Annotated in this window: 22 protein-coding genes; 9 read left to right on the top strand and 13 right to left on the bottom strand. The window is 53.3% G+C overall.

Annotated elements, in window-relative coordinates:
- The first annotated feature begins 123 nt into the window (after positions 1-123).
- On the top strand, positions 124-1,212 hold the full coding sequence (locus tag PGR29_RS02510; RefSeq protein WP_316423991.1) for an NAD(P)-dependent alcohol dehydrogenase: 1,089 nt from the start codon (positions 124-126) through the stop codon (positions 1,210-1,212).
- A 41-nt stretch (positions 1,213-1,253) separates the two neighbouring features.
- Here PGR29_RS02510 and PGR29_RS02515 read toward each other — a convergent pair whose 3' ends face one another.
- Positions 1,254-2,027: an ABC transporter substrate-binding protein gene (locus PGR29_RS02515; RefSeq protein WP_316423992.1), complete on the bottom strand. Its 774-nt coding sequence runs from the start codon at positions 2,025-2,027 to the stop codon at positions 1,254-1,256.
- Positions 2,028-2,038: 11 nt separating this feature from the next.
- Positions 2,039-3,208, bottom strand: coding sequence for a pyridoxal phosphate-dependent aminotransferase (locus PGR29_RS02520; protein ID WP_316423993.1), 1,170 nt, complete (start codon positions 3,206-3,208; stop codon positions 2,039-2,041).
- Between the two features lie 285 nt (positions 3,209-3,493).
- Between PGR29_RS02520 and PGR29_RS02525 the strand changes: the two genes are divergently transcribed.
- A complete protein-coding gene (locus PGR29_RS02525; protein WP_316423994.1) occupies positions 3,494-4,840 on the top strand; it encodes an L-cystine transporter in 1,347 nt (448 codons plus the stop codon).
- 50 nt (positions 4,841-4,890) lie between these two features.
- Here the strand turns inward: PGR29_RS02525 and ycaC are convergent, their stop codons facing one another.
- The gene (gene ycaC, locus PGR29_RS02530; protein WP_015366381.1) at positions 4,891-5,514 is read right to left on the bottom strand and encodes an isochorismate family cysteine hydrolase YcaC; all 624 of its coding nucleotides are present in this window, start codon (positions 5,512-5,514) and stop codon (positions 4,891-4,893) included.
- 172 nt (positions 5,515-5,686) lie between these two features.
- On the opposite strand from ycaC, the gene PGR29_RS02535 reads away from it, so the two are divergent.
- Complete coding sequence (locus tag PGR29_RS02535) at positions 5,687-6,583, top strand: LysR substrate-binding domain-containing protein (protein ID WP_087859507.1); 897 nt, start codon at positions 5,687-5,689, stop codon at positions 6,581-6,583.
- On the opposite strand, the gene PGR29_RS02540 is transcribed toward PGR29_RS02535, so the two are convergent.
- Positions 6,522-8,030: a carboxylesterase/lipase family protein gene (locus tag PGR29_RS02540; RefSeq protein WP_316423995.1), complete on the bottom strand. Its 1,509-nt coding sequence runs from the start codon at positions 8,028-8,030 to the stop codon at positions 6,522-6,524. The two genes, PGR29_RS02535 and PGR29_RS02540, sit on opposite strands and share 62 nt — an antisense overlap.
- A gap of 42 nt (positions 8,031-8,072) precedes the next feature.
- A complete protein-coding gene (gene hglS, locus PGR29_RS02545) occupies positions 8,073-9,416 on the bottom strand; it encodes a 2-oxoadipate dioxygenase/decarboxylase HglS (protein WP_087859505.1) in 1,344 nt (447 codons plus the stop codon).
- Between the two features lie 236 nt (positions 9,417-9,652).
- On the opposite strand from hglS, the gene pcaH reads away from it, so the two are divergent.
- The 6 genes from pcaH (at position 9,653) to PGR29_RS02575 (ending at position 15,553) form a co-directional block, all read left to right on the top strand.
- Positions 9,653-10,393 carry a protocatechuate 3,4-dioxygenase subunit beta gene (gene pcaH / locus PGR29_RS02550; RefSeq protein ID WP_087859504.1) on the top strand — a complete coding sequence of 247 codons (741 nt, stop codon included), beginning with the start codon at positions 9,653-9,655 and terminating at the stop codon, positions 10,391-10,393.
- On the top strand, positions 10,390-11,010 hold the full coding sequence (gene pcaG / locus PGR29_RS02555; protein WP_087859503.1) for a protocatechuate 3,4-dioxygenase subunit alpha: 621 nt from the start codon (positions 10,390-10,392) through the stop codon (positions 11,008-11,010). Before pcaH ends, pcaG begins: the two co-directional genes overlap by 4 nt.
- Positions 11,011-11,188: 178 nt before the next feature.
- Positions 11,189-12,112, top strand: a complete 924-nt coding sequence (locus tag PGR29_RS02560) for a LysR substrate-binding domain-containing protein (RefSeq protein ID WP_045382604.1) — start codon at positions 11,189-11,191, stop codon at positions 12,110-12,112.
- 300 nt (positions 12,113-12,412) lie between these two features.
- Positions 12,413-14,785 (top strand): glucose/quinate/shikimate family membrane-bound PQQ-dependent dehydrogenase, encoded by a 2,373-nt coding sequence (locus PGR29_RS02565; protein WP_316423996.1) that lies wholly within the window; start codon positions 12,413-12,415, stop codon positions 14,783-14,785.
- An 83-nt stretch (positions 14,786-14,868) separates the two neighbouring features.
- Complete coding sequence (locus PGR29_RS02570; protein ID WP_228302256.1) at positions 14,869-15,183, top strand: hypothetical protein; 315 nt, start codon at positions 14,869-14,871, stop codon at positions 15,181-15,183.
- 91 nt (positions 15,184-15,274) lie between these two features.
- The gene (locus PGR29_RS02575) at positions 15,275-15,553 is read left to right on the top strand and encodes a hypothetical protein (protein WP_087859498.1); all 279 of its coding nucleotides are present in this window, start codon (positions 15,275-15,277) and stop codon (positions 15,551-15,553) included.
- A gap of 56 nt (positions 15,554-15,609) precedes the next feature.
- Here the strand turns inward: PGR29_RS02575 and PGR29_RS02580 are convergent, their stop codons facing one another.
- The 8 genes from PGR29_RS02580 to PGR29_RS02615 form a co-directional block, all read right to left on the bottom strand.
- On the bottom strand, positions 15,610-16,728 hold the full coding sequence (locus PGR29_RS02580) for an S-(hydroxymethyl)glutathione dehydrogenase/class III alcohol dehydrogenase (RefSeq protein WP_316423997.1): 1,119 nt from the start codon (positions 16,726-16,728) through the stop codon (positions 15,610-15,612).
- Between the two features lie 23 nt (positions 16,729-16,751).
- Positions 16,752-17,027: a metal/formaldehyde-sensitive transcriptional repressor gene (locus tag PGR29_RS02585; protein ID WP_015705585.1), complete on the bottom strand. Its 276-nt coding sequence runs from the start codon at positions 17,025-17,027 to the stop codon at positions 16,752-16,754.
- A gap of 103 nt (positions 17,028-17,130) precedes the next feature.
- Positions 17,131-17,604, bottom strand: a complete 474-nt coding sequence (locus PGR29_RS02590; protein ID WP_316423998.1) for a GNAT family N-acetyltransferase — start codon at positions 17,602-17,604, stop codon at positions 17,131-17,133.
- A gap of 15 nt (positions 17,605-17,619) precedes the next feature.
- On the bottom strand, positions 17,620-19,002 hold the full coding sequence (gene hpaX, locus PGR29_RS02595; protein WP_316423999.1) for a 4-hydroxyphenylacetate permease: 1,383 nt from the start codon (positions 19,000-19,002) through the stop codon (positions 17,620-17,622).
- A gap of 285 nt (positions 19,003-19,287) precedes the next feature.
- Positions 19,288-19,815 carry a cytochrome b561 gene (cybB, locus tag PGR29_RS02600; RefSeq protein ID WP_113373252.1) on the bottom strand — a complete coding sequence of 176 codons (528 nt, stop codon included), beginning with the start codon at positions 19,813-19,815 and terminating at the stop codon, positions 19,288-19,290.
- A 142-nt stretch (positions 19,816-19,957) separates the two neighbouring features.
- Entirely contained in the window at positions 19,958-20,860 is a 903-nt protein-coding gene (locus PGR29_RS02605) for an endonuclease/exonuclease/phosphatase family protein (protein WP_113373251.1), read from the bottom strand.
- A gap of 268 nt (positions 20,861-21,128) precedes the next feature.
- Positions 21,129-23,240 (bottom strand): peptidase domain-containing ABC transporter, encoded by a 2,112-nt coding sequence (locus PGR29_RS02610; protein ID WP_316424000.1) that lies wholly within the window; start codon positions 23,238-23,240, stop codon positions 21,129-21,131.
- A complete protein-coding gene (locus tag PGR29_RS02615) occupies positions 23,230-24,507 on the bottom strand; it encodes an HlyD family secretion protein (RefSeq protein ID WP_316424001.1) in 1,278 nt (425 codons plus the stop codon). Before PGR29_RS02615 ends, PGR29_RS02610 begins: the two co-directional genes overlap by 11 nt.
- Between the last annotated feature and the right edge of the window lie 5 nt (positions 24,508-24,512).

A 24,512-nucleotide genomic window follows, 5' to 3' on the forward strand; every position in this document is an offset into this window, starting at 1 on the left:
CGCGCCGATCCGATACCTAACCGTTTTTACCCGCATTTTGTTTATTTTCAGCACGAACAGGATAAATTTTCATCACGCCAGGTGTAATCTCTACTCTCCAGGGAAAAATGTCAGGAGTATCTAATGAAAGTAAAAGCCGCCGTGACGTTGGGTTATCAACAGCCATTTAGCATTAAAAATATTCAGGTTAGCGCCCCTAAAAAAGACGAAGTGATGGTAAAAATTGTCGCCACAGGCGTTTGTCATACCGACGCGGTGATCCGCGATAACGCCGGAATCCTGCCGATGCCCGCCATTCTGGGCCACGAAGGCGCAGGTATCGTGGTTAACGTCGGTGATGCCGTTCGTGGGGTCGAAATTGGCGATCACGTGGTACTGAGCTACGCCGCCTGCCATCACTGCGAAAACTGCCTCACCAACCATCCTTCCGCGTGCGAAAGTTTCAATGACTTAAACTTTGGTGGACGCTTAGACGATGGCACCACCCCTTATCGTCTGGATGATCAAGAATTATCCGTCTTCTTCGGTCAATCTTCGTTTAGTCAGTATGTGGTCACCAAAGCGACGAATGCTATTGTTGTCGACCGTGAAGTCGAACTATCGCTTCTTGGTCCGCTGGGTTGCGGAATTCAAACCGGTAGCGGCACGGTGTTAAATCGACTAAAACCGGTGGCCGGGGAATCGCTGGTGGTATTCGGCTGCGGCGCGGTTGGTTTAAGCGCCATTATGGCTGCAAAGCTCACCGGCTGTAGCCAAATCATCGCCGTCGATATTCATGCCAATCGCCTTGAGCTGGCATGTGAACTCGGCGCAACCCACGTGATCAATGGCAAACAGGAAGATAGCGTTGCGGTTATTCGCCAACTGACCGGCAAAGGCGCGCACTACGCCATCGAAACGACCGGCGTCGCCGCCATCGTTCTGCAGGCAATCCACGCGATTAAGCCGTTAGGCACGGTGGCGGTCGTCGGCTTTACGGGCGATATCACCTTTAATGTGCAAAACGATCTAATGGCGGAAGGTAAATCATTGATAGGAGTAATCGAAGGAGACGCCGTGCCGCAGCTGTTTATCCCGCAGCTGGTACAGTTTTATAAACAAGGAAAATTCCCCATTGATAAGCTTATCGAATTCTATCCGCTCGAAGAGATTAATCAGGCTTTCGCAGATTCAGCTTCCGGTAAAGTCATCAAACCGGTGGTACTGATGTAATGCGGGCGGCTCTTTGCGAAACAAAGAGCCGCAAGTAAAGATTATTTCACACTGACGTCGATACCGGGGAAGTACTTCGCCGCCAGACGGGTGATAGTGCCGTCGGCGCGCACTTTATCAATTGCCGCGTCGAGCTGTTTTTTAGTTGCCTCATCGCCCTTGCGCAAGCCGTAGCCAATACCGCTGCCCAGAATCGTATTATCAGCCACCGGCTTACCGATAAAACCGAATCCTTTACCCTGCGGCTTACTGAGGAACCCGGCCTGCCCGGCCGCGGACATCACCAGCGAGGCGTCGATACGGCCGTTAAGCAGATCGGCCCACGCCATGTTCTGGTCTTTATAGGAAACCACCGTGACGCCGTGTTTTTCCCAATGCTCTTTGGCAAAGGTTTCCTGAATCGAGCCCTGTAGCACGCCGATGGTTTTGCCCTTCAGCCCATCCGGCGTCGCCTGCATACCGCTGTCGGCCTTGCCCACCAGCTGTGAAGGAATACGGTAGATCGGCTGGGTGAAATCAATACTCTTGCGCCGCTGTTCGGTAATGTTCATCGCCGAATTAATCGCGTCGAATTTCTTCGCCACCAGTCCCGGAATGAGCGCATCAAAGGAGGTTTCGACCCAGCTGCATTTCAACTGCGCGGCCTGACAAATCGCGTTGCCGAGGTCAATATCAAAACCCTGCAACTCCCCTGCCGGATTACGGCTTTCGAACGGCGGATATTCCGCCTCCACGCCGTAGCGTAATTCGCTAGCGGCAAAGCTTGATACGGTACACAGCATTCCCAAAGCAAGAGTTAGGGCTTTTATTTTCATCGTCTGGCTCCTTAACGCGGCTTAACGCGGCACAGCGCCTGCGCGCCGGCCCGCAATGTGGCTTCATCTTTGGCAAAAGAGAGCCGAATCAGTTTGTTATCAGTACCATCGGTATAAAATGCCGATAGCGGAATCGTGGCGACGCCGTATTCGGTAATCAACCACTTCACCATCTCGCTGTCATGCTCATCGCTGAAATGGCGATAATCCGCCAGCATGAAGAAAGAGCCGGCGCTCGGCAATAAGCGGAACGGCGAGTCTTGCAGCAGTTGCTGGAGCAAATCACGCTTTTGTTGATAAAAAGCGGCCAGCGACAGCCATGAAGCCGGGTTCTGCATATGCTCTGCGAAAGCGTACTGCATCGGCGTATCGGCAGAAAACATGAGGAACTGATGTACCTTGCAGATCTCATCCATCAGCGCCGCTGGCGCCACGCAATAACCAACCCGCCAGCCGGTCACGTGGTAGGTCTTGCCGAAGGAAGAGATAATCACGCTGCGTTCCGCTAGCTGCGGATGGGTCGCCATGCCGTGATGCTTTTCGCCGTCGAAGACTACGTGCTCGTAGACTTCGTCGGACAAAACCACGATATCGGTATTGCGGGTCAGCATCGCCAGTTGATTAAGGTCGTCGGCGGATAATACCTGGCCGCTTGGATTATGCGGCGTATTAATGATGATCATCCGCGTCTTCGGGGTAATCGCGGCGCGCACCTCGTCCCAGTTAATCGCGAAATCCGGCACGGTGAGCTTAATCGCCACCGGCGTCGCGCCTTGCAGACGCACTATCGGGGCATAGCTATCAAACGAAGGCTCAAAGTAAATCACCTCGTCGCCAGCATGTACCAGCCCGGCAATGGCGGAATAGATCCCCTGGCTGGCGCTAGCGGTAACCAACACTTCGTTATCGACATCATATTGCGTGCCATATAACGTGGCGATTTTGTCAGCGATACGCTCTTTTAAAGCCCGCAGGCCGGTCATCGGCGCGTATTGATTATGTCCGGCGGTCATCGCCTGCGTCACGCCGGCCACCAGATGTGGGTCGCAGGCAAAATTAGGCGCACCCTGAGAGAGATTAATCGCGTTATGCTGCGCTGAAAGCTGGCCAATAACGGTAAAAATCGTGGTGCCGACATCCGGCAATTTCGAGCGAGTGGTGACCGAAGCACTAAGAACCATGATTAATCCTTTCTCGTTTTATTTGCATATCCATTCAAACCAAAGCGACTTCAGGCGACAAGCGAATTGTTATCATAAGAGCTATGCATTCCGATCATGGCTCAGGACGCCTTTAAAACATGACGGGGCTAACACTCAGGCCATGAACCACAATTTTTGTATGCCTTATACTATTCAATTCTTTATAATCCCCAGCGGTTCTAAGGCTACTGACCGTCTTAGAGAAATTTGGAATAAATCTCTTTCCGGCATTTCAGGTGCTGAATGGGGCAAGAGGCACATCTTATGTTTATTACGCCAGCGTATATCGCGTTATTTTTAATCGCATCATGGGGACTTTTTAAACTCGAACAAAAAAGCCACTCGTTATCAAAAAGCGTTTTTATCGCCATCTTTCTCGGCGCCCTTCTCGGATTATCGCTCCATTTCATTGCCAACGAACCGCGTAAAACGGTCATTGATTGGTACAGTATCGTCGGCAACGGCTATGTTAATTTGCTGAAACTTGTCGCGGTTCCGCTGATTTTTATTTCAATTTTGTCAGCGATTAACAAACTCGAAAATAGCGCCGGTATTGGCCGAATGTCCTTAACCATCGTCGCCTGCATGCTGTGTCTGGTAATGATTGCGGGTTGGGTCGGCCTGTTTACCGCTAACCTGATCGGTCTCGACGCCAGCGCATTCAGCCATATGCAATCGACGCTGACCGCCGAAGACGTCAGCAAAACCACAGCCGTTTCGCTACCCCAACTGGTCACTTCGCTGATCCCGACAAATATTTTTCTCGACCTGACCGGCGCGCGCAGCGTATCGGTTATCGGCATCGTCATCTTTACCCTGCTGGCCGGCGTGGCGTTATTGAAGGTGAAAAAAGAGGCGCCGGAGGAAGGTCAAAAATTAAGTAGCGGGATTAACGCGATTCAAATTTGGGTGATGAAGATGGTACGTATCGTCATAGCGCTGACGCCATACGGTGTCCTCGCATTGATGGCAAAAGTCTTTTCAACCTATCAGCTAGCGCAATTCACCAGCCTGCTAGGCTTTATCGCCGCCTGTTATCTGGCAGTCGCCATGATGTTTATCGTGCATGCGATTCTGCTGACTATTAGCGGTCAAAATCCTCTGCGCTACTTTAAAACGGTGTGGCCGGTGCTTACCTTCGCTTTTGTTTCCCGCAGCAGCGCGGCTTCGATTCCATTAGCGATTACCGCTCAGGAAAAATTCGGCGTGCCGAATACCATCGCCAACATTGCCGCCTCTTTTGGTTCCAGTATGGGGCAAAACGGCTGCGCCGGAATCTATCCGGCCATCATGGTGGCCATGATTGCGCCCACGCTAGGTATCGACCCACTGTCGTTCTCGTTTTTAGCCAGCTTACTTCCGGCTATCGCTCTGGGCTCAATTGGCGTCGCAGGCGTCGGCGGCGGAGGGACATTTGCGGCGTTGATTGTCCTGTCTACGCTCAACTTCCCGGTGGCGCTGGTCGGCATTTTTATCGCCATTGAGCCAATTGTCGATATGGCGCGTACCGCGCTGAATGTGAATGGGTCGATGATGTCTGGCGTACTGGCGACGCGGCTATTGAAAAATCAACGTACAAAGTCGCACCCTGTCGCCTCGATGAGTGAATAATCCCGTCTGATTGAAGCGGCGGCCAGGCCTGAAAACTGGCCGCCAGCTGTTTATTTCTTGCTCAACAGGTTAAAACTGGTCATCAGGTTCCGATAATCCGGAATGTGGTTAGAGAACAGGGTTCCCAATCCTTCAATATCATTGCGCCAGTCGCGGTGCAGCTCACAGGCCACGCCAAACCACGACATTAACTGCACGCCCGCCTGAGACATACGATCCCACGCCGCATCACGGGTGATCGGGTTAAAAGTACCGGAAGCATCGGTCACCACAAAGACGTCGAATCCCTCTTCAATCGCCGACAGCGCCGGGAAGGCCACGCAGACTTCAGTGACGACACCGGCGATAATCAGCTGTTTCTTACCGGTGGCTTTTACCGCGTTGACGAAATCTTCATTATCCCAGGCGTTAATATTGCCGGGACGAGCGATATAAGGGGCGTCAGGGAACTGTTCTTTCAGTTCCGGCACCAATGGGCCATTAGGGCCATTCTCAAAACTGGTGGTCAGAATCGTCGGTAGTTTAAAGTATTTAGCCAGATCGCTGAGAGCAAGGACGTTGTTCTTAAATTTATCCGGCTCGATATCACGAACCAGTGAGAGCAGGCCGGTCTGATGGTCAACCAGTAATACTGCCGCATCATTTTTATCCAGACGAACATAAGGTTTAGACATGGTGGCTCCTTTTATACACATCAACTAATCGGTGAGAGACGTTGTATCAACGAGACTAATAATAGTGTAAGCACTGGATGACGATTAGATGGCAAAAACGGGACGCATCGTCCCAATTTCGCAACGATGCGTGGCATACTGCCCATGATCAAAATGCATAGCTGGAGCCAACATGTCGCGTAGCGCCCTGCCTTTTCATACCGTAGAAACGTTTCTGATAACCGCGAGGCATCTCAACCTAACCCATGCCGCACAGGAGCTGTGCCTGACGCAAGGGGCGGTCAGCCGACAGATCGCCGCGCTGGAGAGCTGGTTTGGCTTCCCGCTATTTGAACGCCACGCCCGCGGGCTGCGGCTATCTCCGCAAGGCAGCGCGCTTTATCCTGAGCTGCAGTCGGCATTCGGCCGCCTGTTAACGGTAGCCGAGCAGGCGCGCCAGCAGCAAACTGTCGTGCGCCTGAAAGCGCCTACCTGTGCGATCCGCTGGCTGGTGCCGAAACTACTGGAGATAGAACGACGTTATCCGGAATTGCAGGTGGCGTTGACCACCACCACCGAGCATAGCGTCAACTTTAAGACTGAGCCCTACGACGCGGCGATTATCTTCGGCACCCATCAAAGCGCCGGCGACTTGCTGTTTGAAGAGGCCCTCACGCCGGTGGCCAGTCCCGATACGCCGTGCGATCCCCAGCTATCAGGCACTACATTTCTCCATCCGACGCGCGATAAAACCGACTGGCTGCTGTGGCTGGCGCACTTCCCGCATGAACCTGCGCTAAAAATGCATAAAAACCAATATTTCGACACCATGGACCTCGCCATCACCGCCGCGATGCAGGGGCTCGGCGTGGCCATGGCGGACGAAACGCTGGTTGCGGAGGATCTTCGTACCGGGCGACTCTGTCGCCCCTTCTCGCTCAGCGTCAAAACCGGCGCCAGCTACCGGCTGGTCGTTCGCCGCTCGCAAAGTAAGGCCGACGGTCTGGCGCGCTTTCGCGCCGCGCTAGTTAATCCAGCGTCACATGATGCTTCATCACCCGGCGAAACAGCGCCAGCCGCGCGCGCATAAAGCGGTTCTCCACTTTAAAGCCCGCGCGCTTGTTGAGTCCGATACGCAATAAACGGTCCCGCCCGCGCTGACAGGCAGGCCAGCGTACAGGGCCCGTTAACTCGCTGCACTGATTGCCTGCCAGCCTGGCAAAATTAGTCCAGTAGTCGGCGACCTGCGCGGCGAAGGCTTTATCCGCCTCACTGGCATACTGACACACCGGCTCGGCGCGGGTCAGGTTGTCAAAAACGTAAACCACTTCGTTGCCATGCCAGGCGCCATGGAGATAAGTTTCATGTTCCGCTTCGGCCACATAGTCAAACCAGTAGCGCCAGCACGGTTGCCCGAGACGCTGCTGCGCCTGCATGACAACATACCCCAAAGTCGTGAACGCCATATCGCGGCACACTTCTCTGCCTAACGCTTCATCACCTTTGACGCCTGGATACAGCAGTTTGATAAGCCCAAGGCCAAAACGGCGTTCGCGCCGCAGTTTTTGAATCTGCCCGGCAATATCGACGCCAAATACCGCCATCACGCTGGCCTCATCGCTATTGGAGCCAATCATCACCGGCATCGCATGCTGACGTCCTTTAAAGAACGTGTCGAGCATAGGCTCCGGTAGCACCGCATCGCCGACAATCGGCGCCGGGCCAATATTCAGCGGCGCTGTCAGCGCCCAAAAAGCATCGGCGGGGATTGCCCGCAGCTGTTCCGCGCTGGCATCGGCAAGAGAAAAATGTTCCGCCAGCAGCTTTCCCTTCGCCAGCGCCTTTTCCCGCGGTAAATCCGGTAAGGTATAACCGCTTTGTACGATCGCTTTATGGAACAATCCCTTCGCTTTCGGCGACGCCATTAACGACAGGACGCTACGCGCCCCCGCGGATTCGCCGAACAAGGTGACATTGGCGGCGTCGCCACCGAAAGCGTGGATATTGTCCTGTACCCAGCGTAGCGCGGCTATCTGATCGAGCAGCGCAAAATTATACAACCGCTCGCCCTCTTCGCCTTCCAACGCCGGATGAGCGAAAAAGCCGAGGTGTCCAAGACGATAGTTCACCGTGACCACCACCGCCTCGCGGCTGGCCAATGCGCTACCGTCGTAGGGCGGCAGGCTGCCGGCGCCGATGGTGTAGCCGCCGCCGTGCAGCCAGACCATCACCGGGAGCGGCTGCGAGCGGGCGGCGGGCGCCCACACGTTGAGATACAGACAATCTTCTGAGAAACGGCCAGGATCGCCGCCGCCCAGTTCACGACAATATTCGATATCCTGCCAGCTGGCGGCGGAAAAGGTATCGGCCTGACGCACGCCCTGCCAGCGCTCTGGTGGCTGCGGCGAACGCCAACGCAGCTCGCCAACCGGCGGCTGCGCGTAGGGAATACCGCGCCAGATATGGATACCCTGTTCACTGGTGCCGGATAGCGTGCCCTGCCGCGTTTTCACAAGCGGCGTAGATGAATTCTGCATAACAACGTCCTTTTGCAAGTTATGCCATGCAGAGTACCGATTTTAAAGCAGACCGCAACGGCGTTTACTGCGTTCCTCCGCCTGTTGATATAGCTCGAACTCATCGAGGACCTCACAGCCTAACGCCGCTTCAAAAGCGTCACGGCTGGCGTTACCGTGGCTGCGGGCCTGGGTTTCGTTGCCAAGATTTGATTGGAAAATCCCCGCGGCGCTCACCGGTAAAAAATCTTCATAAACAATCGGCTGCGCGACTACCCAACCGCGCTCGATCAGCGGTTGCGGATCGTCGCCGGGGCCAAAAGCATGGCGGTGCGCTTCTCCTGCGGGGGTCAGGCGATAGCGGAACCACGCCAGCCCCTGCTGACGCAACAGAAATTCGCTGTCAGGAAACTGGCAAAAGACCTCCTGCAAATGGCGCTGGTGGTTAAGGTTGTCTTTACCGACCCCGGCCTCATTCAGTAAGCGGTCATACAGCGCTCGTCCTTTCGGCGTCAACGCGACGCCGCGTTGTTCAATTTCGCCAAAGCGCGCGCTGTGCGTGCCTTTATGTTCACCGGCGAACATCACCGGCTCTTCCAGCGCTTTAAAACTGGTTTGTCGCAATAAAATCGGCACCTCGCGGCGCGGCGGCCCCTCAATGAGCGCTTTCGGTTCAATACCACACTGCGGCATCAGCGCCTGAACCCGATCGATATCGAGCGTACGCGGCGTCAGATGGTTGATGTGGCAACCGGGGAAACAGACCACATCGGCAATCAACCGGTGCTCATTATGCAGTGCGTGATAGGTTTGCTCGTCAACGGTGGCGTGACGGTGCCAACGAAAAGTTTCCAACGCTTCGTTGACGAATTCGCGCGCTTCTGCTGCCGTGAATTCCCCCCTATCTTCGTGTAACGCAATCAGCTCACGGCAGCGCGGCGTAAAGATATCGCGACGCGCGAGAATATCCGCCGCTTGCTGGCGCAACGCCTCGTTGCCGATCAGTTCAAGACGCAGCAAGGAGGTGAAAATGCGAAACGGGTTACGCGCCAGCGCCGCATCATCGACCGGGCGAAAAGCGGTAGAATGCACGGGTACCCCAGCCTGCGACAGATCGTAATAGCTAACGGGATACATCCCCATAATGGCAAACATGCGACGCAGGGTCGCCAGTTCCTCCGCCGTTCCCACGCGGATCGCGCCGTGGCGCTCAACGTTCAGCCGTGCCAGTTCGTCGGCATTAGCCAATTGTTCATGTAATTTCGGGTTGTGTTCCAGGACCGCCAGATTCACATCCGCCACCAACTCCAGGAGGGTTCCATACTGCGGAACTTCCTGCTGGTACATTGCCGACATAGCCTGTGAAAAGTTTTCCCGAATCTCATCAGCCGTGATGGTGTTCGCCATGATGTCTTACCTCCAGTGAATACTTCCTGGAGTGTAGGAAAGCGCGTTAAGAGTGGCGGGAAGAATTTACAAACTGTGATGCGGATAACCTGCTACCGCGTTTCGTTTGTACAAATCATAACCGCTGGTTATGAAAAATTAGATTTAATTTCACTTTAAATTAACAAAACATTTACAGAGACTGTTTCTGGCGAAATTACAACAACATGCCTCTCTTCCGTTTGATGGAGTACCCTATGAATAATAAATGGTCACCGCGCGAGGTCGTACATCGCGATTACAATAGCCATCCGCCGGCACTAGCGCCGGGATACAAAACCAGCGTGCTACGCTCGCCGCGCAATGCGCTCATCTCCCTGCAAAATTCACTTTCTGAGATTACCGGCCCGGTGTTCAGCAGCGAAGACCTTGGTCCGCTGGATAACGATCTCATTCTCAACTACGCCAAAGACGGCCTGCCGATTGGCGAACGAATTATCGTCCACGGTTACGTGCGCGACGGCTTTGGCCGGCCAATGAAAAATACGCTGGTCGAAGTGTGGCAGGCCAATGCCGGCGGCCGCTACCGTCATAAGAAAGACCAGTATCTGGCGCCGATTGACCCCAACTTCGGCGGCTGCGGACGGGTACTGACCGATGAAAACGGTTATTACTGTTTTCGCACGATCAAACCCGGCCCCTACCCGTGGCGTAATCAGGTTAGCGACTGGCGACCGGCGCATATTCACTTTTCGCTCTCCGGCGATGCCTGGGCGCAACGGCTGATTACCCAAATGTACTTTGAAGGCGATCCGCTTATTAAACAGTGTCCGATTGTCAGAACCATCAATAACGATGATGCCGTGCGTACCCTGATTGCCGAACTGGATACCCACGCCGCCGTGCCGCTCGATAGCCTGGCCTATCGTTTTGACCTTGTGCTGCGCGGCCACCGCGCCACGCTGTTCGAAAACCGTACTCAAGGGGCCGCCCAATGAAAGACTATTTAGCTGAAACCGCCTCGCAGACTGCCGGGCCCTATGTGCATATTGGTCTGGCGCCGGACGCTGCCGGGTTTCATATTTTTGAGAAAAACTTTGGCCCCAACTTAGTGAGCGCGGAAACCAAAGGCCAACGTATTACGATTGAAGGACGGGTTTTCGATGGTTCCGGAACGCCTGTACGCGACGTGCTGCTGGAACTCTGGCAGGCTAACGCCGACGGGCGTTATAACCATCCCGACGACCGCCAGCAGAGCAAGGCTCTGGACCCCAACTTTCGCGGCTGGGGCCGCACGTGTTCAGACTTTGCATCCGGCGTCTGGCGCTTTCAAACCATCAAACCCGGCGCGGTCGTCGGCCGTGACGGACGTGTGATGGCGCCGCACCTCAATCTGTGGGTGGTGGCGCGGGGTATCAACATTGGCCTGAATACGCGGATGTATTTCGCTGATGAACAGGCGGCAAATGAACAGGATCCGGTACTGAACCTGATTGAGTGGGAAGTTCGCCGCCAGACGCTTATCGCGCAACGTGAAGTGCGTGGAGATGAAATCGTCTACCGCTTTGATATTTATTTACAGGGCGATAAAGAGACCGTGTTCTTCGATATTTAATTTCCCACCAAAATAACTCCCTTTTTCCTTGCCCCGTCGACCACGGGGCTTTTTAACGCGCCTGACAGAAATGACTTGTAAGACAATAAGATCAAATGTTAATAATATTTTGCTAACTAGTTATCAAAATTAAACAACTTCGCTTGCTACCGAGACAGCTCTGTTTTTAACATCGATTATGGAAAAAAATGGTCTCTTCAGTCAGCGCATTCGCTTGCGCCATTTACATACTTTTGTCGCCGTCGCACAACAGGGAACCCTGGGGCGGGCGGCAGAAACCCTGAATCTTAGCCAACCTGCGCTATCAAAAACCCTCAACGAGCTTGAGCAGTTGACCGGTACCCGGCTCTTTGAGCGCGGGCGGCTTGGCGCGCAGTTGACGCTGGTTGGCGAACAGTTTCTTACCCATGCGGTCAAGGTGCTGGATGCCCTCAATACCGCGGGCCAGGCTCTCAATCGTAAAGAGGGCATGAATAGCGATGTGGTACGAATTGGTGCCCTGCCAACCGCAGCGCTCGGTATTTTGCCTACGGTGATTGGTCAATTTCATAAACAGCAAAAAGACATCACCTTACAGGTCGCCACCATGAATAACACCATGCTGCTGGCGGGGCTGAAATCCGGCGATGTCGATATTGGTATTGGGCGCATGTCCGATCCGGAGCTCATGAGCGGCCTCAACTATGAACTGCTGTTTCTTGAATCGCTAAAACTGGTCGTCCGCCCCGGCCACCCGCTACTGCAGGAGACGGTAACGCTCAGCCGGGTGATGGAATGGCCGGTAGTGGTCTCACCAAAAGGGACCATTCCGCGGCAGAATGCGGAAACGCTACTGCAAAGCCAGGGCTGTAAAATTCCCCCCGGCTGTATTGAAACGCTGTCGGCCTCGCTTTCGCGCCAGCTCACCGTCGATTACGACTATGTCTGGTTCGTCCCTTCCGGCGCGGTAAAAGACGACCTGCGTCGCGGTTTGTTAACCTCATTACCTATCGCCACCGAAGGCGCCGGCGAGCCGATCGGTATTCTTACCCGGGTGGACGCCAGCTTGTCGCAGGGGGCGCAAACTCTACTGAGCGCGATACGCAAATCCATGCCTGCCTGACCCTCAATGGCCGTTACCCCGAATCAACACATTGGGGTAACGGCACCGCTACGTTCATTCTTCTGCCACTTAATATATACATCGCGCTAATCAATTAGTGCGAAATCATTCATTAACATTTGCGCTCATTTCATTAACAGATTTATCATAGCCATGATTTCACCATTTGGTTCATGTGAAATGAATTCATCTTTTGAAATCACCTTTATGAAGCTTTAAAGAGCTTCACTCAAAAGCAATTTCCATTTGCACTTGATTCATTTGGTACACGCCTGGCAAGGGGTGGTATAAGGAGACAACATGGCTACGGGCAACGTGCCGCGCGGATTCCCCCGGATCCTGCAGTGGCTACTCGCCGGACTGATGTTAATCATCGGTCTGGCAATCGGCATTTTAGGCGCCAAACTGGCAAGCGTCGGCGGCACCTGGTATTTCGCCATTATGGGACTGGTGATGGTTATCGCCTCCCTGCTTATTTTCCGCAATCGTCGCGGCGGTATCGTTCTTTATGCCGTCGCCTTCGCAGCTTCCATTGTTTGGGCTATCAGCGACGCAGGCTGGACCTACTGGCCGCTGTTCTCACGCCTGTTTGCGCTTGGCGTTCTGGCTTTTCTGTGCGCCATTGTTTGGCCTTTCCTTTCCAGCGCTCCGGCCAAAAAAGGCGCGGCCTTCACCCTCGCGGGCGTGCTGGCTGTGGTACTGCTGGTCAGCTTTGGCTGGATGTTCAAATCCCAGCCGCTGGTCAGCGCCAGCGAACCCGTGCCGGTAAAACCGGTACAGCCAGGTGAAGAACAAAAAAACTGGGAGCACTGGGGTAATACCACTCACGGCGACCGTTTTGCCGCGTTGGATCAGATCAATAAAAACAATATCAACCAGCTACAGGTTGCCTGGATTGCCCATACCGGCGATATTCCGCAGAGTAACGGTTCCGGCGCGGAAGACCAGAATACGCCGCTGCAGATTGGCGATACACTCTATGTTTGTACGCCATATAGCAAAGTCCTGGCGCTGGATGTCGATAGCGGCAAAGAAAAATGGCGCTACGACTCGAAAGCGACGGCGCCGAACTGGCAACGTTGCCGCGGTTTAGGCTACTACGAAGATAGCCAGGCACAGGCTAATGCCGTTGCCGGGACTCAGCCTGCCGCCTGTGCCCGCCGCCTGTTCCTGCCGACTACCGATGCGCGTCTGATCGCAATCGATGCCGATACTGGTAAAGCCTGTGAAGCATTTGGCGAACACGGTACCGTCGATCTCAGCGTCGGCATGGGGGAAATCAAACCTGGTTATTATCAGCAGACCTCTACCCCGCTGGTGGCCGGTAACCTTGTTGTCGTTGGTGGTCGCATCGCGGATAACTACTCCACCGGTGAACCACCGGGCGTAGTTCGCGCTTTTGACGTGCATACCGGTAAACTGGCCTGGGCCTGGGATCCGGGTAATCCGCAGCTGACCGGCGTACCTCCGGAGGGACAGACCTACACGCGCGGGACGCCGAACGTCTGGTCTGCAATGTCTTACGATGCCAAACTGAATCTTATTTATCTGCCAACCGGTAACGCCACGCCAGATTTCTTCGGCGGCGAACGTACGGCGCTGGATGATAAATACAGCTCATCAATCGTTGCGGTCGATGCGACCACCGGTAAAGTGCGCTGGCATTTCCAGACCACCCATCACGATCTGTGGGATTTCGACCTGCCTTCGCAACCGCTGCTGTACGATCTGCCGGACGGTAAAGGCGGTACGACGCCGGTACTGGTGCAAACCAGCAAGCAGGGTATGATCTTTATGCTTAACCGCGCGACGGGCGAACCGGTCGCTAAAGTGGAAGAACGTCCGGTCCCGGCTGGTAACGTTAAAGGTGAACGCTACTCGCCGACGCAACCGTACTCCGTCGGCATGCCGATGATCGGCAACGAAACGTTGAAAGAATCGGATATGTGGGGCGCCACCCCGGTTGACCTGCTGCTGTGCCGTATTCAGTTCAAAGAGATGCGCCATCAGGGTGTCTTTACACCGCCGGGTGAAGACCGCTCCCTGCAATATCCGGGCTCGCTTGGCGGAATGAACTGGGGCAGCGTGTCGGTCGATCCGAATAACGGCCTGATGTTCGTCAATGACATGCGCCTTGGACTGGCTAACTACATGGTACCGCGAGCGAAAGTGGCCAAAGATGCCAGCGGTATCGAAATGGGTATCGTACCGATGGAAGGTACGCCGTATGGCGCAATGCGTGAGCGTTTCCTGTCGCCGCTGGGTATCCCCTGCCAAAAGCCGCCGTTCGGCACCATGTCGGCGGTCGATCTGAAAAGCGGTAAGCTGGTCTGGCAGGTTCCGGTGGGTACGGTAGAAGATACCGGTCCGTTGGGTATCCGCATGCATATGCCGATCCCTATCGGCATGCCAACGCTGGGAGCTTCGCTATCTACCCAGTCTGGCCTGCTGTTCTTCGCCGGCACCCAGGATTTCTATCTGCGCGCCTTTGATACCGCCAACGGCAAAGAGATTTGGAAATCTCGCCTACCGGTGGGCAGCCAATCCGGCCCGATGACCTACGTTTCACCGAAAACCGGTAAGCAGTACATCATTATCAACGCCGGCGGCGCGCGTCAGTCTCCCGATCGCGGCGATTACATCATCGCTTACGCTTTACCCGATCAAAAATAAAACCAGGGCCCCGTTCAGGGGCCTTTCTTTATCTCCCCGGTTTCAGATTCCATTTAGGCGCCGATCTTCAGGCTTTTGTTACTATGGAAGCTCATTTCTCAGGCTGGATAAACAGGGAGGAAGCCATCATGGTTTTGATGAAAGGCTCAAGCGCGCTGCTTTTGGCCGCGTTACTATCGGGATGCGCCAACGAGGAACCACCACAGCTTTATCGCCACGACTTTGTGTTGAAGAATCCGCATACGGGTATGCCGCTGCCCTATCTCCCTTACCAAATCACCACGCCAGACGGTATAGTCTTTAAGGGCAGAACCGATAAAAACGGTTTAACCGTAGAAGCGATATCGACTATGCCGGGAGAATTTAAGATCAATATGATCCCTGAGTCAGCACTATAAGTTTCTTCGGCAGGTTCTGATTTTAGAATGTTTTATTACGTTATGTTATTATTGCGAACAGTTATCAATAACAACATGACAAGGATAAAAGATGAAAGGAGCCCTCTATCACCTGCCGATCGGCGCACTCTTATTAGCCGCAACCACCTCGGCCCAGGCGCTGAAAGCGCCAGAAGTGGATTTACGCGACCCGACGCTGTGGGAAGAGAGAAAGGTCAATCCGCTAAACGATGTCTCGGTCCCCTGCGAAGTGGCAAACGGCCCTGATTGTCCCATCTGGGAAGATCAAAAATCCGATATTCAGCGTGAGAGAGAGCGGCGGGAGCAGCGACGTTGGCAATCCGGCTATGAGCACTGGCGCAAGTATTAACGCAACCAGAAGTCAACCCGGGCGATAGATGGCCCGGGTTTCGCTATCAGCAATACTTAGTTATCACCGAAGTGAATAACCGTACGAATCGATTTACCTTCATGCATCAGATCGAAGGCTTCGTTGATCTGGTCGAGCGGCAACCGGTGGGTGATAAACGGATCGAGGCGAATCTTACCCGCCATCGCGTCTTCAACTATTCCCGGTAGCTGGCTACGCCCTTTCACCCCGCCGAAGGCGGATCCGCGCCATACCCGGCCGGTGACTAACTGGAACGGACGGGTCTTGATTTCCTGACCGGCGCCCGCGACACCGATGATGACGCTCTCACCCCAACCTTTATGGCAGCACTCCAGCGCCGCGCGCATGACGTTGACGTTACCGATACATTCAAAACTGAAATCAACGCCGCCATCGGTTAGCTCGACAATCACGTCCTGAATCGGTTTATCGTAGTCGTTCGGGTTGATAAAGTCGGTGGCGCCCATCTCTTTGGCGAGGGTAAATTTATCCGGATTAGTGTCGACCGCCAAAATGCGTCCGGCTTTCGCCTGCACCGCGCCCTGAATCACCGCCAGGCCAATACCGCCCAGCCCGAACACCGCGACGCTGTCTCCCTCTTTCACCTTCGCGGTATTATGTACCGCGCCGATACCGGTGGTGACGCCGCAGCCCAACAGACACACTTTTTCCAGCGGCGCCTGCGGGTTAACTTTTGCCAGAGAAATCTCGGCGCAAACGGTGTATTCGCTGAAGGTGCTGGTGCCCATATAGTGATAAATCGGCTCGCCGTTATAGGAGAATCGCGTGGTGCCATCCGGCATCAGACCTTTCCCCTGCGTGGCGCGGACCGCCTGGCAGAGGTTAGTTTTGCCAGACTTGCAGAATTTGCATTCGCCGCACTCGGCGGTATACAGCGGAATAACGTGATCGCCAGGTTTCAGGCTGGTCACGCCCTCGCCGACTTCAACGACGATACCGCCGCCTTCATGGCCCAACACCGCCGGGAACACGCCTTCCGGATCGTCGCCAGAGAGAGTAAAAGCATCGGTGTGGCAAACGCCGGTGTGGGTGATTTTTACCAGAACTTCGCCTTTCTTTGGCGGCGCGACGTCAATCTCCACGATTTTTAACGGCTGACCGGGGCCAAAGGCAACTGCTGCACGTGATTTCATACTGTCCATTCCTCGTCGTGATTTTATTTTAAATAGGATCGTAGCAGGTGACCGACTTCCGCCATGCGGGCGGCGCGTTGGTCCGGGGTGGTATCGCCGCTAACCAGTTCATCCTGCAGATGCATCTCCACCAGCTCGCCCATCAAACCGTTGGCGGCGCCGCGAATGGAGGCAATCTGTTGCAGGATAGTCATGCAGGGTTCGCCGGACTCCAGCGCGCGTTCCAGCGCTTCAACCTGCCCGCGAATACGGCGTACGCGGCTAAGCGCACGCTTCTTGTCTTCTGGTGAATGTGGCACGAGATGCCCTCCATATCATATAGGGGGGTATACTATATTTATTTAGTTAAAGTGGCAAATTGAAACGCCGCTAACAACCATAGCATAGCGGCGCAGGTTTACCTTAATCGAGAGTGAGGCTCATGGCTATACAGCGTAGCTCGGCGTTGGCCATTTTCGAATAATGGCTCTTTTCGCCTTGTGAAACAAAGCCATGGCGTAGATAAAAGCCCGCCGCATTGGGGGTCGCCTCAAGCGTAATGGTTTCGAGCCCCCGTCGGCGAGCTTCAGCAATAACCGCCGCCATGATCAAATCCGCGCATCCCTGCCCGCCCCACTCCGGCAGCGTAAAGATCGCTTCCACGCTTAAGGACCCAATATCGAGATAGCCGGTCGCGATAGGTTGGCCCAACGTATTTTCCACGATATAAAACGGATTATCGGCAACGGCGTGACGATACCCCTCGGGCATCTGTTCCGGCGTCCAGGCGTGAATCACTTCAGCGCCATAGCTTTGACGACAGCCATGGCGAATCGCCTGATTACGGATATTCCACAACGCAGGGGCTTCATCGGGTACCGCGCGTCTCACTCTCATCGCTACTCCTGTTTTTTATGGCGTCGCTCGCGGACGGCTGGCCTTCATTGGGATGCGCGATACCACCAGCGCCCCCAATACCAGGAACCCGGCCACGAGGTAAAATCCGGCGTTAAAGCTGCCGGTTAAATCCTTCAGCCAGCCGAATAACAGCGGACTCATGGCCGATCCCATATTACCCGTCGCGTTAATCACCGCAATGCCGATCGCTCGTGAGCGCAGGCTGATGGACTGATCTGGCGTGGTCCAGAATATCACCATCGCCGCATAGGCCCCTGCCGAGGCCATAATTACCCCCAACAGTTGCATCACGCTATTTGCCCCGTGCGCCGCCAGCATCCAGCCCGCGGCGGCAAACAGATAGGGCAATAACGTGTGCAGCTTACGTTCCTGTAAGCGGTCAGAACGTTTACTCCACCAGATCATCGCCACAATGGTACAGATATGTGGTACGGCGCTAAGCAAACCGATGGCGATATTGCTGCTGCCCTGATTAAAGCTCTTGAGGATCAGCGGCGTCCAGACGCTGAGCGCGCTTAAGGTATTACAGAGAAAGAAATAGGCCAGCGTATACATCAACACCACCGGGGTGAAGACGTCGCGCCAGAGGCTGCCTTTCCCCTGCTGCAGGGCGCTCAGGCTGGCGCTACCGTTCGGTTGTACCAGTCGTAGTTTGTCCTTCTCCATCATCTCGCTAAGGCAACGTTTGTCCTCATCGGTGAGCCATTTGGCCTTTTGCGGACTGTCGTCAAGATAGAACCAGACTACCGCCCCCAACAGCACCGATGGAAATCCTTCCAGCAGGAACAGCCACTGCCAGCCTTTAAGCGCCAGCATGCCATCCATACTGAGAATATAGCCGGAGACCAGCGACCCCAGCGCCATCGTCACCGGCATGGCAATCATAAACAGCGCATTAGCACGCGCTCGGTAGTACGCCGGGAACCAGAAGGTTAAGTAGAGCAGAAGCCCCGGAAGAAAGCCGGCTTCGGCAATCCCCACCAGCATGCGCAGCAGATACAGGCTATTTGGCCCGGTCGCGAACATGGTCGCGGTCGATGCTATCCCCCAAACCACCATAATGCTGGCGATCCAGCGGCGGGCGCCAACGATCCCCAGCATGATGTTACTGGGAATACCGAAGATGACATACATCGCGTAGAACAACGTTGTCGCGAGTCCGAACATGGTGCTACTCAGTCCCAAATCCTGGCTCATGGTGAGCCCGGCAAAGCCGATATTGATACGATCAAGAAATGAAAAGATAAAAAGCAGAAACAGAAAAGGAATTAAGCGACGGAACAATTTATTGATAACCACCTGTTCGCGCGGGCTCAAGCGTTCAGCGCCCCCCGCATCGGCGACAGGAGGGGAAGTGGCCGGTATATTATCGGTCATGTCAGGTTTTCCTTTTGCTCATCGGTATTGAAAATGCAGGCGTTTTAGCCAATGACGCTGCGGATACCGCTGAACGTGCCTGGGTGTCGTTTCGACGACCTCCCGGCTGGATTCAATCCACCGCACTGAGATTCTTATAGAACCTTTCGTTTCGTTTAGACATTTTTATTTACATATTAGATACAAATTTGCAGCATAAGTAACATTTCACGAATCATTTATTGGCGAGTTAACGGAAACAAAAAACCCGCCGGTTGGCGGGTTCAGGCATGTCAGGCGTAGTACTCAACGCTTGCGCGGCATCATGCGCAGCAGCGTATTATCTTTCCATAAATAGTGATGCAGCAGCGCCGCCAGCGCGTGCAGGCCAATCACGAAATAGCCGATATTGGCAAGTAAGCCGTGCAGCCCCTTAAGGCTGTCGACCAAAGCGAAGTTGCTTTGCGCCGCAAAGGGCATCGTCAGACCGAAAGCAAACCACGGGTTACCGCGGTAATACATCATTGCCATGCCAATCGACGGTAGCGCGATAAACAGCAGATATATCACCAGATGGCCAAGATGGGCGAAACCGGTCATCATCGGCGAGGGTTTAGGAACAATCGGCGGCGCCGGAGACTTCAGGCGCACCAGCAGTCGTGCAATCATCAACACAAAAATGGAAATGCCGCAGGAGACATGGATCATGTTTATCACCGGACGGTCGCTGCGCGGGAAAAAACCGCGCAGTTCCATCGCCGCGTAGGCGACGACAACCAGTAAAAAGACCAGCCAGTGAATTCCTATCTGCAGGCCAGAATATTTATCGCGCATGAATAAACCTTAATGGAAGTGTGATGTTGTTAACATAACCGCCTTCCCTTAAATTTTCATTAACCTTTACCGAGGCTTAAAAAACAGCGTTAGCGCGAATTGAATAGCATCAGGGCTCTTTTGCAAAGAGCCCTGGGCGATGTTACTGCTCGGTGAGTTGCAGTTCAGCAATGACCGGCAGATGGTCACTGGCCGCTGACCAGTTAAATTCCGTCGAGTTATGCGGAATCTCCAGCTTCTTCACATCCCACTTTTGCCCTTTGAAGGTGAAAATATGGTCGATATCAATAGCCGGGTTAACGGCAGGCCAGCTACGCGTATCCGTCCCCTGCTTCGACACTTCGTTAAAGAAATAACCGATCTCTTTCACCGGCTGTTCTTCACGGGTTGAATTGAAATCGCCGGCCAGGATCTTAATTGAAGAAGCGATATCTTTAAAATCAGACGCCGCATCGCCAATACTCAAATCGAGAAGATAACGAGCCTGCTCTGTACGCATGGAGGGATCTTTTTGCCAGTCGAGATGGGTCACCATAATAATCGGCGCGGAATCAAAACCCGGTACATCAACCTGCGCCAGTAGCGCCACGCGCTGTTCCGCATTGCCTGACGGCAGCTTCACCACCTGAGAATGCAGGATTTTGTATTTTGACAGCAGCCCCAGCCCGTACTCTCCGCCGTCAAAATCAAGCGCTTTACCAAAGGCATAATGCATATTGTTGGCATCGGCAATCGTCTTAAGCTGATCGATTTTCTGGCTGCGCTGGGTTTTGTTATCGACTTCCGGAACGGCGATAATATCGGCGTTAATTTTTTTAATCGCTGAATTAAGTGCCGTAAAATCGGCCACATTATCAGAAGCTTCATTCTTGCCAATATTATAGGTTGCTATACGTAGTTTCGGCTGATGCTGGGTATAGACTTTATCCGGCACCCCGCCTTTTTGTACCGCAAGTATTTCATTACCAGCAAGTTTCTCAGCTGCCTGGACGTTGGCCGCCAGACAAGCCAGCGCCACCATAGTCAGTGCAATGCTCTTTTTCATTGGTATGCTATTCCCCTTGTTTAAGTATTCTTATATTAAGGGTACCGAGTGAAGACATTGATTATCGTGATGTATAGCGCAAACTTATAACGCAGAGTGAATTAAGTATCCCGAAAGATTTGAGGTTATCCACAAAACGAGTCGGTATCAGATCGCATAGTTTGTGGATAACTCGCTACAGGCCCCGTCACTCCAGCCATCCCGCCTTGTGTTCATTATTCAACCACATAGCGAACCAAATGCCCGCAATAGAGTAGGATATTGGCTGTTAATCGGATTCGCCGAGGGTGATGATTCTGTCCGCGGTTTGCAGGGTCGTTTCACGGTGAGCAATAATTATTCGGGTTATATTCAACTTTTTCATTGCCAGACTGACGTCTTTTTCACACTCTGCGTCCAGTGCGCTGGTGGCTTCATCCATGAATAATATATCCGGACGGCGGTAAAGCGCCCGGGCAATAAAAATCCTCTGTCTCTGTCCCCCAGATAGCCCCTCCCCCAGTTCTCCGATTAAAGTCTCATACCCCATTGGCAGAGCCAATATCACGTCATGAATGCTGCTTGTCCGGGCACATTCTCTCATCCAGGCATCATCAACATTTTCAGTGAATCCGCAGATATTCTCCCGAATAGAGCCAGAAAACAGCCGGTCATCCTGCATCACGCAGGCGATCAAGCGATGATAGTTATTTATACCCAGTTGCCTGATATCCGTACCATTCATTAAGACAGCCCCTGATATCGGTTCAGACAAGCCGCACAGTACTTTAAGCAGCGTGGTTTTCCCCGAACCAGAGGGCCCGGTAATGGCCACACTCTCGCCTGCTCGAATCCTGAAACTGAGGCCGCTAAAGACGGGTGCTGACTGGCTGTCGTAACGGAAGCTTAGCGCTTTAATCTCCAGGCTGGCCGGAGACATGGTTGCCTTTAATCCTGAATCTGGTTTTCTTTCTTCCTTTTCATTCAACGCGATATCCGAAATCCTTTCGTTATGCAGGCTCATCATACGCAGCTGTAATAAGAAGTTGACCAGCGATCCTATCCGGTCAGAAAACTGTGCGCGGAATGCGCCAAATGCCACAAACATGCCGATGGTCATTTGGTTCTCCATAACCAGACTGATGCCCAGCCACAGAATAGTCACCTGATCGCACGTCGCCACAAACGTGTTAATGCCGCCGAAGAACATATCAAGACGGCTGAGTCTGATACCGGTATTGATGGCATCAATCTTCAGGTTCAGCCAGTGGCTCCCACGCCGTTCTGCCATTCCCTGCATTTTAACCGTAGCTATTCCGTAGAGTGTTTCCATAAAATATGAACCAGCACGGGCTCCGGCGATTAACGCTTCTTCCGACAGCTGGCGGTACCGGCTATAGGTCAATATACGAATGAAGACATATACCGCTGTAAAGCCCAGTACAAAAACCGTCAATTTTCCACCGTACAGGATAAGCATCAACAAGAGACCGGCAACCATGATGCTGTCCATCATTGCCCCCACCACACTGGTTGTAAACGTGGCGCGAAGCGCATCCAACGAGCTGAAGCGGGAGTGAATATCGCCCATCTTTCGTCGCTCAAAATAGGTCAACGGCAACTGAAGCAGATGACGGAATAGCCCCGACTGCCATTGCACATTTATCAATGACTCCATCGCAAGGGATGACCATGCGCGGATCACGCTAACCAAAGTACGCCCCAAAATAAAAAACATCAGGACTCCACAGATAAGCATGAGCAGTCCCCGGTCATTCGCAGGAATAGCATGATCCATTACCAATTGGGTACCGACAGGCATCACCAGGCCGATAGCTTCAATAATCAGCGACAGACAGAAAATTTTGCTCAGTACGCCCCGGATACCCTGCACGCTGCTGATTAACGCCCGTATTCCGATTCGGCTTTTTATCGTTTCCTGCACAAATGTACTGCCGGGCCAGACCTCCAGCGCCACTCCGGTGAAGCACTGTGACATTTCATCGGTCCCGACAGTTCTTCGCCCCCTGGCTGGATCATGAAGCACGAAGCGATTCTTACGTACGCTGACGAGCACCACGAAATGATTAAAATTCCAGTGCAGGATACAGGGCATTCTGAGAGCATTAAGTTCATGGAGATCCAGTGACAATGCCCGGCTTTCCATCCCTAACTCAATCCCGGTTTGCTGAACACTGGCAAGCGAGGCTCCACGGGCAGACAGATTTATTTGGCGACGTAGGGCGATCAGGTCGATATTACGACCATAATGTCCGCATATCATCGCCAGACAGGCCAGTCCACATTCTGACGTTTCTGTCTGATGAACGACCGGGACTCGCCGCCGAAATTTCAGATCCAATTTCTCCTCGATGGATGATATGAAGTGGTTACGGTTCATGAATCGGCCCCGTAACACTGCGCTTCATATCGTAGAATGGCGAGAGCATCCACTGATAGATTTTACGTTTTTCCAGAAATAACGTGCTCTGTGCCTTCATGCCATTTTCCAGAGGCAGACGCTTGCCGGCGTAGCTGACAGCCTGCTTTTCTGGACTAATCACAACTTTGTAGTAAGCAGCCGCACCTGCCGCAGAGTTAATCGGGGCGGTCGTATAGGTCTGCATTTCGCGGTAGGAGGCAGGCGTCCGGGAAATGAGTGTGACTTTTGCCGAGAACTGACCAAATTTTTCAGCCGGAAAGGCTTCGTAGCGTATATTCACCCTATCACCGACTGAAATATATGGAACGGCTTCATTGGGTACCCAAAGAACCAAATAATAGCGTTGTATTTTTTCTGGAATTATCTGCAGCAGACTGTCGCCTTCGCTGACCATCTGACCTGGGGTGACGCTTAATGAATCAATTTTGCCGTCTGATGAGGCACGAATGATAATATCGCCTCCCGCATCAGTATTAATCCGCTCTTTCTGTAGCTCATAACGCTGCAGTTCCATCTGATAAACCCGATTGTCAAATTCCGCCGCCTGCGTCTGAATTTGACTTTCCAGATTGGTTAACTGTAGAGCATTTTGTTCATGCTGCGCGCTCAGGCTGAGCAAACTATTATGCTGCTGGTAGTACAAGGCCACCAGACTGGTTAACTGGTCTTTATTAATCAACCCCTGCTGCTGGTACCGTCGGTAATTATCCATGTTATTTTTCATTAATTTTATTCCCTCCTCAGCGCGCCTGACAATGCCTGCCGAGCGTTCAAAAGAGGCGCTATACTGTATTTTCTGTTGCTCAAGCATCCGCAAAGTGGTTTCCTTACTCTCTCTAAGGCGAGTGATAATCTCGGCGATGCGCTTCAATTGGTTTTCGATATCCTGTCGTTGAGTCTCATTGACCACGCCTCTACGTGTACTTTTACTGACATCAATTTGATAAACAGGATCACCCTTTTTTACAGGGTCCCCTTCCCGGACGAACTGTGTCGCGACAAATCCCTGGACACCGGAATAGACATTAACCGGTCTCGGCCAGGTGGTAACTTCACCTTGCACGCTAATACGTCGTGTATAAGTGCCGGTGCTAATTAAAACAATGAAGCAGACGAAAAAAAGCGCGCTGGTAATTATAACCAGCCGAGAGGAGAGTCCCGGTAGTAATACTGCTTTGCCACACCATATTTTATCCCTGTTTTCGAGCGCTTCCTTACGAAACATATTTC

The organism is Klebsiella sp. 141203, from assembly GCF_032601985.1.
GTDB lineage: Bacteria > Pseudomonadota > Gammaproteobacteria > Enterobacterales > Enterobacteriaceae > Klebsiella > Klebsiella aerogenes.

Bases quoted from the DNA above. Each gene is read 5' to 3' on its own strand.
- PGR29_RS02615 (WP_316424001.1), bottom strand. From the start codon at position 24,507: ATGTTTCGTAAGGAAGCGCTCGAAAACAGGGATAAAATATGGTGTGGC.
- PGR29_RS02570 (WP_228302256.1), top strand. From the start codon at position 14,869: ATGGAAGCTCATTTCTCAGGCTGGATAAACAGGGAGGAAGCCATCATG.
- PGR29_RS02520 (WP_316423993.1), bottom strand. From the start codon at position 3,208: ATGGTTCTTAGTGCTTCGGTCACCACTCGCTCGAAATTGCCGGATGTC.
- PGR29_RS02515 (WP_316423992.1), bottom strand. From the start codon at position 2,027: ATGAAAATAAAAGCCCTAACTCTTGCTTTGGGAATGCTGTGTACCGTA.
- pcaG (WP_087859503.1), top strand. From the start codon at position 10,390: ATGAAAGACTATTTAGCTGAAACCGCCTCGCAGACTGCCGGGCCCTAT.
- PGR29_RS02560 (WP_045382604.1), top strand. From the start codon at position 11,189: ATGGAAAAAAATGGTCTCTTCAGTCAGCGCATTCGCTTGCGCCATTTA.
- PGR29_RS02510 (WP_316423991.1), top strand. From the start codon at position 124: ATGAAAGTAAAAGCCGCCGTGACGTTGGGTTATCAACAGCCATTTAGC.
- hglS (WP_087859505.1), bottom strand. From the start codon at position 9,416: ATGGCGAACACCATCACGGCTGATGAGATTCGGGAAAACTTTTCACAG.
- hpaX (WP_316423999.1), bottom strand. From the start codon at position 19,002: ATGACCGATAATATACCGGCCACTTCCCCTCCTGTCGCCGATGCGGGG.
- ycaC (WP_015366381.1), bottom strand. From the start codon at position 5,514: ATGTCTAAACCTTATGTTCGTCTGGATAAAAATGATGCGGCAGTATTA.
- PGR29_RS02580 (WP_316423997.1), bottom strand. From the start codon at position 16,728: ATGAAATCACGTGCAGCAGTTGCCTTTGGCCCCGGTCAGCCGTTAAAA.
- cybB (WP_113373252.1), bottom strand. From the start codon at position 19,815: ATGCGCGATAAATATTCTGGCCTGCAGATAGGAATTCACTGGCTGGTC.
- PGR29_RS02540 (WP_316423995.1), bottom strand. From the start codon at position 8,030: ATGCAGAATTCATCTACGCCGCTTGTGAAAACGCGGCAGGGCACGCTA.
- PGR29_RS02590 (WP_316423998.1), bottom strand. From the start codon at position 17,604: ATGAGAGTGAGACGCGCGGTACCCGATGAAGCCCCTGCGTTGTGGAAT.
- pcaH (WP_087859504.1), top strand. From the start codon at position 9,653: ATGAATAATAAATGGTCACCGCGCGAGGTCGTACATCGCGATTACAAT.
- PGR29_RS02575 (WP_087859498.1), top strand. From the start codon at position 15,275: ATGAAAGGAGCCCTCTATCACCTGCCGATCGGCGCACTCTTATTAGCC.
- PGR29_RS02565 (WP_316423996.1), top strand. From the start codon at position 12,413: ATGGCTACGGGCAACGTGCCGCGCGGATTCCCCCGGATCCTGCAGTGG.
- PGR29_RS02605 (WP_113373251.1), bottom strand. From the start codon at position 20,860: ATGAAAAAGAGCATTGCACTGACTATGGTGGCGCTGGCTTGTCTGGCG.
- PGR29_RS02525 (WP_316423994.1), top strand. From the start codon at position 3,494: ATGTTTATTACGCCAGCGTATATCGCGTTATTTTTAATCGCATCATGG.
- PGR29_RS02535 (WP_087859507.1), top strand. From the start codon at position 5,687: ATGTCGCGTAGCGCCCTGCCTTTTCATACCGTAGAAACGTTTCTGATA.
- PGR29_RS02610 (WP_316424000.1), bottom strand. From the start codon at position 23,240: ATGAACCGTAACCACTTCATATCATCCATCGAGGAGAAATTGGATCTG.